12 protein-coding genes are annotated in these 14,104 nt (G+C 68.9%); 4 read left to right on the top strand and 8 right to left on the bottom strand.

From position 1 onward, the window contains the following. The first annotated feature begins 212 nt into the window (after nucleotides 1-212). Nucleotides 213-779 carry a TetR/AcrR family transcriptional regulator gene (locus OCT48_RS04210; RefSeq protein ID WP_263591479.1) on the top strand — a complete coding sequence of 189 codons (567 nt, stop codon included), beginning with the start codon at nucleotides 213-215 and terminating at the stop codon, nucleotides 777-779. Beyond that, nucleotides 776-1,954, top strand: a complete 1,179-nt coding sequence (locus OCT48_RS04205) for an MFS transporter (RefSeq protein ID WP_263591478.1) — start codon at nucleotides 776-778, stop codon at nucleotides 1,952-1,954. The genes OCT48_RS04210 and OCT48_RS04205 overlap by 4 nt, the downstream gene beginning before the upstream one ends. Before the next feature lie 118 nt (nucleotides 1,955-2,072). Here OCT48_RS04205 and OCT48_RS04200 read toward each other — a convergent pair whose 3' ends face one another. Next, on the bottom strand, nucleotides 2,073-2,477 hold the full coding sequence (locus OCT48_RS04200; RefSeq protein ID WP_263591477.1) for a DUF4168 domain-containing protein: 405 nt from the start codon (nucleotides 2,475-2,477) through the stop codon (nucleotides 2,073-2,075). A gap of 177 nt (nucleotides 2,478-2,654) precedes the next feature. Between OCT48_RS04200 and OCT48_RS04195 the strand changes: the two genes are divergently transcribed. After that, entirely contained in the window at nucleotides 2,655-3,554 is a 900-nt protein-coding gene (locus tag OCT48_RS04195; protein ID WP_263591476.1) for a DMT family transporter, read from the top strand. 256 nt (nucleotides 3,555-3,810) lie between these two features. On the opposite strand, the gene purU is transcribed toward OCT48_RS04195, so the two are convergent. The 7 genes from purU to OCT48_RS04160 all read right to left on the bottom strand — a co-directional run bounded on the left by purU (nucleotide 3,811) and on the right by OCT48_RS04160 (nucleotide 12,732). Then, complete coding sequence (gene purU / locus OCT48_RS04190; RefSeq protein ID WP_263591475.1) at nucleotides 3,811-4,677, bottom strand: formyltetrahydrofolate deformylase; 867 nt, start codon at nucleotides 4,675-4,677, stop codon at nucleotides 3,811-3,813. Nucleotides 4,678-4,748: 71 nt separating this feature from the next. Continuing rightward, on the bottom strand, nucleotides 4,749-5,384 hold the full coding sequence (locus tag OCT48_RS04185; RefSeq protein WP_263591474.1) for a sarcosine oxidase subunit gamma: 636 nt from the start codon (nucleotides 5,382-5,384) through the stop codon (nucleotides 4,749-4,751). Then, a complete protein-coding gene (locus tag OCT48_RS04180) occupies nucleotides 5,377-8,415 on the bottom strand; it encodes a sarcosine oxidase subunit alpha (RefSeq protein WP_263591473.1) in 3,039 nt (1,012 codons plus the stop codon). Before OCT48_RS04180 ends, OCT48_RS04185 begins: the two co-directional genes overlap by 8 nt. After that, complete coding sequence (locus tag OCT48_RS04175) at nucleotides 8,412-8,762, bottom strand: sarcosine oxidase subunit delta (protein ID WP_263591472.1); 351 nt, start codon at nucleotides 8,760-8,762, stop codon at nucleotides 8,412-8,414. Before OCT48_RS04175 ends, OCT48_RS04180 begins: the two co-directional genes overlap by 4 nt. Nucleotides 8,763-8,774: 12 nt before the next feature. Next, nucleotides 8,775-10,025, bottom strand: coding sequence for a sarcosine oxidase subunit beta family protein (locus tag OCT48_RS04170; protein WP_263591471.1), 1,251 nt, complete (start codon nucleotides 10,023-10,025; stop codon nucleotides 8,775-8,777). Nucleotides 10,026-10,069: 44 nt separating this feature from the next. Next, complete coding sequence (gene glyA / locus OCT48_RS04165) at nucleotides 10,070-11,368, bottom strand: serine hydroxymethyltransferase (RefSeq protein WP_263591470.1); 1,299 nt, start codon at nucleotides 11,366-11,368, stop codon at nucleotides 10,070-10,072. A gap of 323 nt (nucleotides 11,369-11,691) precedes the next feature. Beyond that, nucleotides 11,692-12,732, bottom strand: a complete 1,041-nt coding sequence (locus tag OCT48_RS04160) for a GlxA family transcriptional regulator (RefSeq protein WP_263591469.1) — start codon at nucleotides 12,730-12,732, stop codon at nucleotides 11,692-11,694. A gap of 176 nt (nucleotides 12,733-12,908) precedes the next feature. Here OCT48_RS04160 and OCT48_RS04155 point away from each other — a divergent pair, with 176 nt between their 5' ends. After that, a complete protein-coding gene (locus tag OCT48_RS04155; RefSeq protein ID WP_263591468.1) occupies nucleotides 12,909-14,090 on the top strand; it encodes a PQQ-dependent sugar dehydrogenase in 1,182 nt (393 codons plus the stop codon). The last annotated feature ends 14 nt before the right edge of the window (nucleotides 14,091-14,104 follow it).

Raw genomic sequence — 14,104 nt, 5'->3', positions numbered from 1 at the left:
CTCCCGCGCGTTGAGGATGTGCCCAGTCTGTAATGCCCCACCCCCGCTGTAAAGCCGGACGTGGGCCACGCCTGGACAACGCCGCTGGCCTTGACCACCCCATCGTCGACTTGGCCTCGCGTCACAGCGCCAACCCTGTCTGATTCATGAAAGCACTTGACGCGACCGAGCGAGGCGTATTTAGATAGAACGGTCTACATAGGAGCACGACGATGCCAGCATCCAAGCGCGACCAACTGCTCGCCACGGCCGAGCAACTCTTCTATGAGCATGGTTTCCATGCCACCGGCATCGACCGCATCGTGGCCGCGGCCGGAGTGGTGCGCATGACCCTCTACAACCACTTTGCCTCCAAGGAGGCCTTGGTGGCAGCCGTCCTTCAGGCGCGACATGCGCGCTTCATCGCCAGCCTCGAGGCGGCGACGGCGAAGGCTCCCCCGGGCAGCGCGACGGAGGCCCTGGTCGATGCCCATGGCCGCTGGCTCGAGCTTCACAGCCAGCATGGCTGCATCATGGCCAAGGCCATGGGCGAGTTCGCCGAGCACAATGCCGAGCTGCATGCCCTGGCGGCCGCCGCCAAGGCCGACCTGCTGGCCCACATCGAGGCGGCCGTGGCACGCGACGGGCTGGGCCATGAGGACGGACTGGCGCGACGGCTCTTCGTGGTGCTGGAGGGCAGCAACACGACGGTGGCCCTGCTGGGGCCGCAGACGGCCCTACCCGATACCCGGAGAGTGATCGATGCCCTGCTCGCCGTCGCCCGGAGCCACCACCCATGAGGCCCCTGACTCCGCTTGGCATGGCGACCCTCGGCAGCGGGCTCATCGCCATCACCTACGGGCTGGCCCGCTTCGTGTTCGGGCTCTTCCTGCCCGCGATTCGCGAGGAGCTGGTGATCTCGCCGAGCATGGCCGGGGTGATTGGCGCCCTGCCCTTCCTGAGCTTCGTCGTTGCGATCCTGGCCGCTCCCCGACTCACGCGTCACCTCGGCGTTCGGGCCACCGCGGTGACCGCCGCCGGCCTCGCCACGACCGGACTGCTGACCATCGCCTATGCGCCAGTGCCGCTGATCCTCGCCGCCGGCGTGCTGACGTGCGGGATCAGTACCGGACTGTCCTCGCCGGTCATGGCCGAGACGGTGCATCGGGTCGTCCCACCCGCTCTGCGCGGCCGGGTCAACGCCACCATCAATGCGGGCACCAGCCTGGGGATCGCGCTGGCCATGCCCGCCGTGCTGGTCTGGGCGGACGCCTGGCGAAGCGCCTATATCGGGTTCGCGGCCCTGGCGGCGCCGGGCGCCCTGGCCGCCCTGTTATATCTGCCTCGAGGCAACCGCCTTGCCACGGCCTCGCGGTCCCGATCAGAGGTCCCACAGGCGAGCCGGACGCAATGGCGGGGGGTCATCCGGCTGAGTGGCCTGGCCGGGCTCATGGGCTGCGTCAGCGCTGCCTACTGGGTGTTCGCCCCCGACGCGGTGATCACCGCCGGGGGACTGCTGCCACGCCAGACCGCCTGGATGTGGCTGGCGGTCGGCATCGGGGGGCTGACGGGCGCTGGCGCCGGCGACCTCATCTCGCGCCTTGGGCCGGCCCTCAGCCATGCCGCCGGCCTGATGGTCATGGCCGCCGCGATCGCGCTGCTGGCCGTCGCCCCCGGACACTTTCCCCTGGCCCTGGCCTCCGCGGCGCTGTTCGGCGCCGGCTACATGACGCTGACCGGCTTCTACCTGGTCCGGAGCATCCAGATCATGGTCGATGCTCCCTCATTGGGGCCGGTGTGGCCCCTGCTCGCCACCTCGGTCGGGCAGGTCGCCGGTTCCCCGCTGGCCGGCTGGTTGATCGGGAAAGGGGGCCATGGCACCACCTTCCTGCTCTTCGCCGGCCTGGGGCTTGCCGTCGCCCTGCTGTCGGGGTGGTTGCGCGAGGATCGGGAAGCGTCACCCCGCCTGACCTAAGGCCAGGCTTGAAAGGCATCGCCCCCAGCCAGTCGTCCGGCCCAGACACGAGAAGGCCACCCCGTGGGGTGGCCTTCTCGATGGTTACCGTCGGCCCGGGCATGGCCGGGCACTCGCCTCAGGAACCCTGGCCTTCGGCGCTACCCTGGGCCATCTTCTGCACGCGCTGCATCAGCTCGGGGTCCTGCTGGATCGCCTGTCCGATGGCATTGAAGGTATCCACCTCGAGACCGCTGTTTTCCACCGCCTCGACCATCTTCTCGTTGGCCTCCTGGCGCACCTCTTGCTGTGCCTCGTCGCCCTCGGCTTCCTGCAGTTGCGTGGTGTAGTCCTGGGAGATCACGGCGATTTCCTTGGAGGCATCGGCGAACTTCTGCAGCTGGGCATCGGAGAAGTTCTGCGCCTGGGCCTCGGCCGGCGCCTGCTCGGCGGTGCCGGCGGTGTCCTCCTGTGCATGGGCCAGGGAGCCCATCAGGCCGGCACTGAGCAGGGCCGCGGAGAACAGGGCGGTGAATCGTTGCATGAATACCTCCAAAATTACGTTGGGATGCGTCGGTGAATGCCTCCCTGTGACGGGCATTCCCCCCAAGGGTTCACCACGAAGATGTTACGGTTTGTAAGACTTGCACCATTGGTGGACTGGCCAGCTGTGCCCATTCCCGCGATGATGCCTCCTCGTCCCTCGCGCCAAGTGCCTCTCATGACAATGGAACGTCACCGGCGAGCCTGGCTGGCCGCCATGCCCCTGCTGTTCGTCGCCCTGTGGAGCACCGGCTTCATCGGGGCCAAGTTCGGCCTGCCCTACGCCGAACCCTTCACCTTCCTGTCCGTTCGCTTCGTCCTGACCCTGTTGCTGCTGGTGCCACTGGTGATCCTGCTGGGCGGCGACTGGCCGCGCAGTCCCGCGCTCTGGGGGCATGCCGCCGTCTCCGGCCTGCTGGTGCATGGCGCCTACCTGGGCGGGGTCTTCTACGGCATCGAGCTGGGCATGCCGGCCGGCCTGGCCTCGCTGCTGGTGGGGCTACAGCCCTTGCTCACGGCGGCCCTCTCGGGCCCGCTGCTGGGCGAGCGGCTGGTGCCTCGGCAGTGGCTGGGGCTAGTGGTCGGGCTGGTCGGGGTCGCCCTGGTGCTGGGCGGCAAGCGGGACCCGGGCACGGCCCTCTTCGCGGGGTTCGGCGTGGCGGCCCTGGGCGCCGTGGTGGTGGCACTGGTGGGGATCTCGCTGGGCACGCTCTACCAGAAGCACTTCTGCGCCGGCATGCCGCTGCTGGGCGGTACCGTGGCGCAGTATCTGGGCGCCGGCGCACTGCTGGGACTGGGTGCCCTGACCTTCGAGACCCGGGCGATCGACTGGACGCCGACCTTCCTGCTGACGCTGGGCTGGCTGGTGCTGGTGCTGTCGATCAGCGCCATCCTGCTGCTGATGACCCTGATCGAGCGCGGCGAGGCCTCCCGGGTGGCGAGCCTCTTCTACCTGGTGCCGCCGGCCACCGCCCTGGAGGCCTGGTGGCTGTTCGATGAGCGGCTCCCGGCACTCTCGCTGATCGGCATGGCCGTGGCCATCACCGGGGTGGTGATGGCGGTGCGGGGCCGCCCCTAATGGCGGACGGCCCGGCGGCCTGCCCGCCGCCCGACCGAGGAACATCGCCGTGCGGCGCTTGTGCAGGAAGGCCCGCCGCTCCACGTGGTGGGCCACCGCCCGGGCGACAGGGGCCAGCGGCACTCCCGCCGTCTCGCGACCGGCTAGCGGGTGAACACCACCGTGCGGCGCTTGTGCAGGAAGGCCCGCCGCTCCACGTGGTAGGCCACCGCCCGGGCGGCAGGGGCCAGCGGCACTCCCGCCGTCTCGCGACCGGCTAGCGGGTGAACACCACCGTGCGGCGCTTGTGCAGGAAGGCCCGCCGCTCCACGTGGTAGGCCACCGCCCGGGCCAGGGTCAGGCACTCCACGTCCCGCCCCTTGGCCACCAGGTCCTCCGGGTAGTCGGCATGGCTGACGGGTTCCACGCCCTGGGTGATGATCGGTCCCTCGTCGAGGTCGTCATTGATGTAGTGGGCGGTGGCCCCGACCAGCTTGACGCCCTTCTCGTAGGCCTGGTGATAGGGCTTGGCGCCCTTGAAGCCGGGCAGCAGCGAATGGTGGATATTGATGGCGCGGCCGGCGAGTTTCTCGCACATCCCGCTGGACAGCACCTGCATGTAGCGGGCCAGGATCACCAGCTCGGCGCCGGTCTCCTCGATCACGCTCCAGACCCGGGCCTCCTGCTCGGCCTTGGTGTCCGCGGTGATCGGGAAGTGGTAATAGGGCAGGCCATGCCAGCTGGCCAAGGCCTCGAGGTCCGGATGGTTGGAGACCACCGCGCGGATGTCGATGGGCAGCTGACCGGTGCGGTAGCGATACAGCAGGTCGTTCAGACAGTGATCCGCCTTGGAGACCATGATCACCACCGGCATCCGCGCGTCCGGGGCGGTCAGCTCGAAGACCATCTCGAACTCCCCGGCCCGGGCGGCGAAGGCAGCCTGGAAGGCCTCGGCGTCGAAGTCGGCGTCCTGGGGGTAAAACTCGGTGCGGATGAAGAAGCGCTCGGCGTGGCGGTCGTCGAAGGACTGCTGCTCGGTGATGTAGCAGCGGCGCTCCTTGAGGAAGCGGGTGACCACGTCCACGGTGCCCAACCGGCTGGGACACTGGGCCGTGAGGATCCAGGTATCGGCATTACGGCTCATGGGATGTCTCCTGACGAAGCAGGCCGGGGCGAGCCCCGGCCTGAAAACGCACGTGAGGGAAGAGGCCGGAATCAGCGCTCCACGCCGATACCGTACTCCTCACCGGCGTCGAGCAGCCAGCGATAGGTGTAGTCGGCGAAGCTGCGGCGCACCACCAGCTCCCAGCGGTCCTCGGCGGGCCGGCGCAGGATCACCGTGGTCTTGGCGAACACGGTGGTCACGCCCTTGCCCACCGGGAAGTGGCTGGGATGGACGTCGTAGATCACCGACTTCATCAACAGCTCGCGGGCGGCCTCGCCCTCGAGCTCGACCAGGGTCTGGCCGCCGCTGGCGTTGCTGATGGCGAAGTGGGCATCGCCCAGGGCCTCGCGCAGCCGGTTCTCGAGCGTGAACTCCTCGCCACCGGGCACGATGACCAGCCACTCGTCCGGCGACAGCCACTGGACGCTGCGCTCGCCGTCGGCGTCATGGACCAGGCCCTGGGGCTCGCCCGGCAGCGAGACACCGAGCACCTCGCGCACCGCCTCGTCGAGGACGATGGCGCCACCGCGCAGGATCAGGTGGCCGAGGAAGGGCCGCTCGCGCAGCACCACCCGGCTCTTGCCGGTGGGGGCCGGGGCCCCCGAGCGGCGGTAGGAATAGGCCAGCGGCGACTCCACCGGGATCTTGGCCTCGGTGCGGGTATCGAAGGTTGCGACGTTAGACATTCTGACGCTCTCCCTTGGGATCGAGGAAGATGGGGCTGACGATCTCGGCCTCATGGACCTGGCCGTCGGCCATGGGCAGATAGACGGTCTCGCCCATCTTCTGCTGACCGCCCTTGACCACCGCCAGGGCGAAGCCCGAGTCGAGGGTCGGGCTGTAGTAGCTCGAGGTCACGTGCCCCACCATGGGCATGGGGATGGCGTGTTTCGGGTCGAAGACGATCTGCGCACCCTCCTCCAGCACCACCTTGGCGTCCCTGGGCTTGAGGCCCACCAGCTGCTTGCGGTCGGTGCGCGCGGTATCCGGCCGGGTCAGTGCCCGCTGGCCGATCCAGGAGAACGGCTTGTCGTAGCCGACCGCCCAGTGCATGCCGAGGTCCTCCGGGGTCACCGAGCCGTCGGTGTCCTGACCGGCGATGATGAAACCCTTCTCGGCGCGCAGCACGTGCATGGTCTCGGTGCCGTAGGGCGTCAGGCCGTACTTCTCGCCATGCGCGAACAGCGTCTCCCAGACATGCAGGGCATAGTTGGCCTGGACGTTGATCTCGTAGGCCAGCTCGCCGGTGAAGGAGATGCGGAACACCCGCGCCGGCACGCCGGCCACGCTGCCCTCGCGCCAGTCCATGAACTTGAACGCTTCCTTGTCCAGGTCGATGTCGGTGAGTTCCGACATCAGCTTGCGTGCCTCCGGCCCGGTGACGGTCATGGTCGCCCAGTGATCGGTCACCGAGGTGAAGTAGACGTCGAGCTCCGGCCACTCGGTCTGGTGCCACAGTTCCAGCCACTCCAGCACGCCGGCGGCACCGCCGGTGGTGGTGGTCATCAGGAAGTGGTTCTCGCCCAGGCAGCTGGTGGTGCCGTCGTCGAACACCATGCCGTCGTCCTTGCACATCAGCCCGTAGCGCACGCGCCCCGGGGCCAGCTTGGCCCACTTGTTGGTGTAGACCCGACCCAGGAACTCGCGGGCATCCGGGCCCTGGATGTCGATCTTGCCCAGGGTGGAGGCATCCAGGATACCCACCGCCTCGCGCACCGCCCGGCACTCCCGGGCCACCGCCTCGTGCATGGTCTCGGTCTTGCCGTTGACCTTGCGCGGGAAGTACCAGGGACGCTTCCACTGACCCACCTCCTCGAACTCGGCGCCGTGCTCCACGTGCCACTGGTGCATCGCGGTGTAGCGCTCGGGATCGAACAGCTCGCGGCAGTGACGGCCGACGATGGCGCCGAAGGTCACCGGCGTGTAGTTGGGACGGAACACCGTGGTGCCGACCTCGGGGATCGAGCGACCCAACAGGCGGGCGGCGATGGCCATGCCATTGATGTTGCCGAGCTTGCCCTGGTCGGTACCGAAGCCCATGGCGGTGTAGCGCTTGACGTGCTCGATGGACTCGAAGCCCTCGCGAGTGGCCACCTCGATGCCCGCCGCGGTGACGTCGTTCTGCAGGTCGACGAACTGCTTGGGCCCGCGCAGGGTCGGCTTCTCGTGGGGCACCTGGTAGAGGCCCACGGCCGCGCCGTCGCGACGTACGGCAACCCGGGGCAGGCTCACCGAGGCCGCCGAGAAGCCGGTTTCCGTGGCTGCCTGGCGGCCCGCTTCGACGCCGTCGGCCAGCACCTCGCCGGTGGCATAGATACCCTGGGCACCGCCGGCCGCGCTCACGCCCTTCACCAGGGTGGGCACGAAGCCGAGGATGTCATCCCGCCAGGTCGGCCGGCCGCCGGTGTGGGAGGCCAGGTGGATGACCGGGCTGTAACCGCCGGAGCTGGCGATGGTGTCGCAGTCCAGGGTCTCGGCGGCGCCGGCGACCCGGAAGCCGTCCAGGTCGACCTTCGCCACCCGCGCCCCGTTGACCCGGCTCTCGCCCTTGGCCTCGATCACCGCGCTGCCGGTGATGATGCGGATCCCCAGGGCCCGGGCCTGCTCGACCAGCTCGCCGTCGGGGTTGGCGCGGGCGTCGGCGATGGCCACCACCTCGCAACCGCTCTCCAGCCAGTCCAGGGCGGCGCGATAGGCATGGTCGTTGCTGGTGGAGAGCACCAGCCGCTTGCCCGGCACGACGCCATAGCGACGGACATAGGTCGAGACCGCCCCGGCCAGCAGGTTGCCCGGCACGTCGTTGTTGCCATAGACCAGCGGGCGCTCGTGGGCGCCGGTGGCCAGCACGACGCGGCCGGCGCGCACGCGGTGCATGCGCGAGCGCACCTGGCGACGACCGTCCTTGAGCGGGGCGGTCTCGGCGAGATGCTCGGTACGCCGCTCGTGGAGGGTCACGAAGTGGTGGTCGTGATAGCCGTTGGCGGTGGTGCGCGGCAGCAGGGTGACGTTGTCCAGGCCGGCCAGTTCCTTCAGGGCCTCGGTGACCCACTGATCCGCCGGCTTGTCGTCGAGCAGCTCGCGGGTATCCAGCAGCGAGCCGCCCATCTCCTCCTGCTCATCGACCAGGATCACCCGCGCACCGCTGCGCGCCGCGGCCAGGGCCGCGGTGAGGCCCGCCGGACCGGCGCCGATCACCAGCACGTCGCAGTGCTGGTGCAGGTGGTCGTAGATGTCCGGGTCGTTCTCCATGGGGCTGCGCCCCAGGCCCGCGCTCTTGCGGATGTACTTCTCGTAGGTCATCCACAGGGAGGCCGGGGCCATGAAGGTCTTGTAGTAGAACCCCGGCGGCATGAACTGGCCGCCCAGCTTGCCGACCAGGCTCATCAGGTCGCGCTGGACGTTCGGCCAGCCGTTGGTGCTGCGCGCCTCCAGGCCGTCGAACAGCGCTTGCTGGGTGGCCCGCACGTTGGGCACCTGGCCCGCCTCGGTCTTGCCGAGCTGGACCACCGCATTGGGCTCCTCGGCGCCGGCGGCGACGATGCCGCGGGGGCGCGAGTACTTGAAGCTGCGGTTGACAATATCGACACCATTGGCGAGCAGCGCCGATGCCAGGGTATCGCCGGCATGGCCCTGATAGCGCTTGCCGTTGAAGGTGAAGTTCAGCTTGCGGGAGCGGTCGATGCGCCCGCCCCGGGCGAGACGATTGAGCTGACTCATGCGCGGACTCCTTCACGAAGCGATGCCGGTTCGATGCCGTCCTGGGACAGGCGCCCCTCGGGATCCTCGGCGGTGAACCTCGGCTGCTCGCCCATCTTGTAGGTCTCGAGGATCTCGTAGGTCACGGTGTGACGGGTGATATTGAAGAACTTGCGGCAGCCCACGGCGTGCACCCACAGCTCGTGATGGATGCCGCGGGGGTTGTCGCGGAAGAACAGGTAGTCGCCCCATTCCTCGTCGCTGCAGGCCGCGGGGTCCGCGGGGCGGGCGATATGCGCCTGGCCCTTGGGATGAAATTCCTCCTCCTCCCGGAGCTCGCCGCAATAGGGGCAATGGATATAGAACATGGCGGAATCTCCTTAGTGGGCCACGCCGGCGGCGCCGTGCTCGTCGACCAGCGCTCCGGTGTTGAAGCGATCGATGGAGAACGGCTCGGCGATCGGGTGCATCTCGCCCTTGGCGAGGCTGGCGGCGAACACATGGGCCGATCCCGGGGTGGCCTTGAAGCCGCCGGTGCCCCAGCCACAGTTGAAGTACAGCCCCTTGACCTTGGTCTTGGAGAGGATCGGGCAGGCGTCCGGGCAGGTGTCGACGATGCCGCCCCACTGGCGGTTCATGCGCACCCGGGAGAAGATCGGGAACATCTCCACGATGGCCTGCAGGGTGTGCTCCACGGTGGGGTAGCTGCCGCGCTGCCCGTAGCCGTTGTAGCCGTCGATGCCCGCGCCGATGACCAGGTCGCCCTTGTCGGACTGGCTGATGTAGCCGTGCACGTGGTTGGACATCACCACGGTGTCGAGCACCGGCTTGAGGGGCTCGGAGACCAGCGCCTGCAGCGGATGCGACTCCAGCGGCAGCTTGATGCCCGCCATGCCGGCCAGCACGCCGGAGTTGCCGGCGGTCACGCAGCCGACGGTCTTGGCCTCGATGTCGCCGCGGTTGGTGTGCACCCCGTAGACCTGGCCGTCACGGATCTTGAAGCCGGTGACCTCGGTCTGCTGCAGGATGTCCACGCCATGGGCGTCGGCGGCACGGGCGAAGCCCCAGGCCACGGCATCGTGGCGGGCCACGCCAGCCCGTGGCTGCCAGGAGGCGCCGAGCACCGGATAGCGGGCGTTCTTCGAGCAGTCCATGATCGGCACCAGCTCCTGGACGCCCTTGGCGTCGAGCACCTCGCCGTCGATGCCGTTCAGGCGGTTGGCGTTGACCCGGCGCTGGATGTCACGCATGTCCTGCAGGGTATGGCCCAGGTTGAGCACGCCGCGCTGGGAGAACATGACGTTGTAGTTGAGGTCCTGGGACAGCCCCTCCCACAGCTTCATGGAGTGCTCGTAGAGGGCCGCCGCCTCGTCCCACAGGTAGTTGGAACGGACGATGGTGGTGTTGCGGGCGGTATTGCCGCCGCCCAGCCAGCCCTTCTCGATCACGGCGACATTCTTGATGCCGAATTCCTTGGCCAGGTAATAGGCGGTCCCCAGGCCATGGCCGCCACCACCGATGATGATGACGTCGTACGCCTTCTTGGGCGTGGGGTTGCGCCACTGGCGCTGCCAGTTCTCGTGGTGGCTGAGTGCGTGCTTGACCAGCCCGAAGCCTGAATAACGTTGCATAGATATCTCCTCGAGGGTCCCGCCGGGGGCCGGCGGGAACGGGCTCACGCGGTGGCAGTACCGGTCTGCTCGGCGACGGCCTTGGCATAGACGGCGTGGCGGTCGCACAGCTCGGCGACCTTGCCACGCACCTCGGACTCGACCTCGGTGGTGTCGGTCTCGGCGGCCAGGGTGTCGAGGATGTCGCAGATCCAGCCGGCCAGGGCCTCGCAGTCGGCCTGGCCGAAGCCGCGGGTGGTCACCGCCGGGGTGCCGATGCGCAGGCCCGAGGTCACGAAGGGGCTCTGGGGGTCATTGGGCACGGCGTTCTTGTTGACGGTGATATGCGCCCGGCCCAGGGCGGCATCGGCGTCCTTGCCGGTCACGCCCTGCTTGATCAGCGAGACCAGGAAGAGGTGATCGTCGGTGCCGCCGGAGACCACGTCGAAGCCGCGCTCGACGAAGACCTGCGCCATGGCCCGGGCGTTGTCGATGACCTGGGCCTGGTAGCGCACGAAGTCCTGGCTCATGGCCTCGCGGAAGGCCACCGCCTTGGCGGCGATGACGTGCATCAGCGGGCCGCCCTGCTGGCCCGGGAAGACTGCGCCGTTGAGCTTCTTGTAGAGGGCCTCGTCGCCGCTGGCGGAGAGGATCAGGCCGCCGCGGGGACCGCGCAGGGTCTTGTGGGTGGTGGTGGTCACCACATGGGCGTGGGGCAGCGGGCTCGGGTAGTGGCCGGCCGCGACCAGGCCGGCGACATGCGCCATGTCGACCATCAGCCAGGCGCCCACGGCGTCGGCGATGTCGCGGAAACGCCGCCAGTTGATGACCCGGGAGTAGGCCGAGAAGCCGGCGATGATCAGCTTGGGCTGGTGCTCGTGAGCCAGGCGCTCGACCTCGTCATAGTCGATCTCGCCGGTGTCCGGGTTCAGGCCGTACTGCACGGCGTTGTAGTACTTGCCGGAGAAGTTCGGCGCGGCGCCGTGGGTCAGGTGGCCGCCGTGGGCCAGGCTCATGCCCAGCACGGTGTCGCCGGGCGAGACCAGGGCCATGAAGGCCGCGGCATTGGCCTGGGCGCCGGAATGCGGCTGGACGTTGGCGTAGTCGGCGCCGAACAGCGCGCAGGCGCGCTCGATGGCCAGTTGCTCGACCACGTCAACGTGCTCGCAACCGCCATAGTAGCGCTTGCCGGGATAGCCCTCGGCGTACTTGTTGGTCAGCTGGCTCCCCTGGGCTTCCATGACCTGGGGACTGGCGTAGTTCTCGGAGGCGATCAGCTCGATGTGGGCTTCCTGACGCGCCACCTCGTCGGCGATGGCGGCGGCGATCTGGGGATCGGCTGTTGTAAGGTTGTTGGCGTTCATGGCATCACCCTGGGGATTGGCTTCACAACGTTAAGAAAAAGTGGAACGCGCGGTATCCTGGAAACGACACCGACATCCTCGCGGAAGACAGCCGGCCGATCCTGGCCGCCGCGTTCTCACCCTGGCCGTCATTGATAGCCAATTCCGCCCCGGGAAGATTGAACGTTTGCGACATCTTTCCCATAACGTTCGCGACATACCGACCTAACAATCTGTTTATAAAGGACTTTCATTTTTACCGACTTTTGTATTTTTCCCGACTCTTGCGTAGAAAAGGGCCGATGCCCCGGCGCCGGCCCCCTGCCACGTCGATCGCCCGCCGTCTAGCCGCTCGCCGGCCGGGCCTCGATATGCAGGAAGAAGGGATCCACCGCGGCGCCATCGCCCTCCCCCGCCGACTTGCGCACCGCCGAGGGGGTGGCACCGAAGGCGTCACGGAAGTGCCGCGAGAAGTGCGCGGTATCGGCGAACCCGCAGCGCTCGCCGATCTCGGTGACGCTCTTGGCGGTGTAGTGCAGCAGCCACAGGCCATAGCGCAGGCGCAGGTCGCGGGCGAACTTGCGGGGCCCGACCCCCAGCGCCTCGCGGAAGCGCCGTTCCAGGTTGCGCCGCGAGGTGCCGAGTCGGTCGGCGAGGGCATCCACGCCGAGCGGCTCGCCGAGATGCTGCTCGAGGATGGCGATGGCGCGACGCACCAGCCGGTCCTCGACCTTGTCGAAGACCACCGGCTGGGGCTGGGGATGCTCGCCGCGACGGGCCTCGTCGATGAGCATGATATGCAGGCTCTTCATGGCCCAGGCCTTACCCAGGTGGCGCTCCACCAGGTGCGCGGCCAGGTCGGCGGAGGCGATGCCCCCCGCGCAGGTCAGCAGGTGGCCGTCATCGATGAACAGGCGGTCGGCCACCGGCTCGATCTCGGGAAAGCGGCGGGTGAGGTCGCCATGGTGGTACCAGCTGACGCAGCAGCGCCGGCCGTTCATCAACCCGGCCTGGATCAGCGCGAAGACACCGGTGCAGACCCCCACCAGCGGAACACCCGCGTCGGCCGTCCGGCGCAGGTAGGCGATCGCCGTCTCGTCGACGGCGTCATGCTCGTCCTGGACCCCGCCGATGACCACGATGTAGTCGAAGTCCGCCGGCTCGCGGAAGGCCGTGCAGGGGGTGACGGCCGCCCCGCAGCTGGAGATGGCGTCCTGGCCGGCGCTGGTCATGAACACCCAGTGGCAGCGCAGCTGGCGGCTGCGATCGCCCTCGTCCGCCGCCAGGCGCAAGCAGTCGACGAAGGCCGCGAAGGGCAGCATGGTGAACCGACGCAACAGGACGAAGCCGATGGACAACGGCTCGCCCTCGTGGGGATGACTCATGGGATCGGTGCTCTTCACTCCCGCTCGGTGACGTAGGGGACCAGTGTCCGGCAGCCCGGGCCGGAAAGCAAAGCCCCGGGCGGCGACGGGATCGACACCCGGCTCCCCGTCCACGTCGCGCCCGGACTGCTAGAGTGAACGAGACCGGTGACCAAGCCGCGACAGGGAGACGCCTCATGATGCCCGCCGCCCCGCTTCGCCCACGCCCCGACACCCTCGTGCCCCCTCGTCATCGCGGCGCCTGGTGGCTCGCCGCCCTGCTGCTGGTCGCCGGCGGCCATGCCCCGGCCGCCACGGTGATCGCCGAGCGGATCGACGGCGCGGCCCATGACGTCCGCCTGGTGCGCCTGGCCGAGGGCCTCGAGCACCCCTGGTCGGTCGCCTTCCTGCCCGACGGCCGCTTCCTGGTCAGCGAGCGACCCGGCCGGCTGGCGTTGATCGATGGCCAGGGCCATACCCGCCGCATCGACGGCGTGCCCCGGGTGGCAGCCCGGAGCCAGGGCGGGCTGCTCGACCTGGCGCTGCACCCCGAATACGGCGATGGCGAGCATGACTGGCTCTACGTCAGCTACGCGCGGCCCGGCCGCGGCGGCACGGGCACGGCGGTGAGCCGGGCGCGGCTGTCCGGCACCCGGCTCACCGAGGTCGAGGAGATCTTCGCCCAGGCGCACTTCTCGCCCCCCACCCATCATTACGGCGGGCGCCTCGTCTGGCGGCAGGACGGTACCCTGTTGCTGACCATCGGTGATCGTGGCGAAGGGCGTCGGGCCCAGGACGGTGGCGACCATGCCGGCAGCGTGATTCGCCTGACCGAGACCGGCGGCATCCCCGCCGACAACCCCTTCGTCGACGACCCGCAGATGGCCGATGCGGTCTACACCCTGGGCAACCGCAATATCCAGGGCCTGAGCGTGGCGACCGACGGCACCGTCTGGGCCAGCGAGCATGGGCCACGCACCGGCGACGAGATCAACCGCATCGAGGCGGGGGTCAACTATGGCTGGCCGGAGGTGACCCTCGGCAGGGACTACGCCACCAACCAGCCGATCGGCCGCGACAGCGCGCCGGGCATGCGCGATCCCCTGTTCGTGTTCGAGGGGCGTTATGCGCCATCGGGACTGGCCCATGTCGGCAGTCGGCACTTTCCCCGCTGGCGGGGCGACCTGCTGGCCGGCGGCCTGCGCAGCCAGCGGCTCGTCCGCTTGAGCGTGGACGGCGATACGGTGCGCCGGGCCGAGGTGCTGCTCGACGGCCAGATCGGGCGCATCCGCGACGTGCGCCAGGGCCCGGACGGATACGTCTACCTGCTTAACGACCGGCCCGACGGCGGGCTCTTCCGACTCGAGCCCGCCGACTAGCGGCGGGCTCGTCG

Origin of the sequence: Halomonas sp. M4R1S46 (assembly GCF_025725685.1) — a bacterium.
In the GTDB taxonomy this organism is placed as follows: Bacteria; Pseudomonadota; Gammaproteobacteria; order Pseudomonadales; family Halomonadaceae; genus Halomonas.
Note: the sequence above shows the minus strand (reverse complement) of the source record. Positions and strands in the feature narration are given on the sequence as shown.

Bases quoted from the DNA above. Each gene is read 5' to 3' on its own strand.
- OCT48_RS04195 (WP_263591476.1), top strand. From the start codon at position 2,655: ATGACAATGGAACGTCACCGGCGAGCCTGGCTGGCCGCCATGCCCCTG.
- purU (WP_263591475.1), bottom strand. From the start codon at position 4,677: ATGAGCCGTAATGCCGATACCTGGATCCTCACGGCCCAGTGTCCCAGC.
- glyA (WP_263591470.1), bottom strand. From the start codon at position 11,368: ATGAACGCCAACAACCTTACAACAGCCGATCCCCAGATCGCCGCCGCC.
- OCT48_RS04185 (WP_263591474.1), bottom strand. From the start codon at position 5,384: ATGTCTAACGTCGCAACCTTCGATACCCGCACCGAGGCCAAGATCCCG.
- OCT48_RS04155 (WP_263591468.1), top strand. From the start codon at position 12,909: ATGATGCCCGCCGCCCCGCTTCGCCCACGCCCCGACACCCTCGTGCCC.
- OCT48_RS04160 (WP_263591469.1), bottom strand. From the start codon at position 12,732: ATGAGTCATCCCCACGAGGGCGAGCCGTTGTCCATCGGCTTCGTCCTG.
- OCT48_RS04170 (WP_263591471.1), bottom strand. From the start codon at position 10,025: ATGCAACGTTATTCAGGCTTCGGGCTGGTCAAGCACGCACTCAGCCAC.
- OCT48_RS04180 (WP_263591473.1), bottom strand. From the start codon at position 8,415: ATGAGTCAGCTCAATCGTCTCGCCCGGGGCGGGCGCATCGACCGCTCC.
- OCT48_RS04175 (WP_263591472.1), bottom strand. From the start codon at position 8,762: ATGTTCTATATCCATTGCCCCTATTGCGGCGAGCTCCGGGAGGAGGAG.
- OCT48_RS04200 (WP_263591477.1), bottom strand. From the start codon at position 2,477: ATGCAACGATTCACCGCCCTGTTCTCCGCGGCCCTGCTCAGTGCCGGC.
- OCT48_RS04210 (WP_263591479.1), top strand. From the start codon at position 213: ATGCCAGCATCCAAGCGCGACCAACTGCTCGCCACGGCCGAGCAACTC.
- OCT48_RS04205 (WP_263591478.1), top strand. From the start codon at position 776: ATGAGGCCCCTGACTCCGCTTGGCATGGCGACCCTCGGCAGCGGGCTC.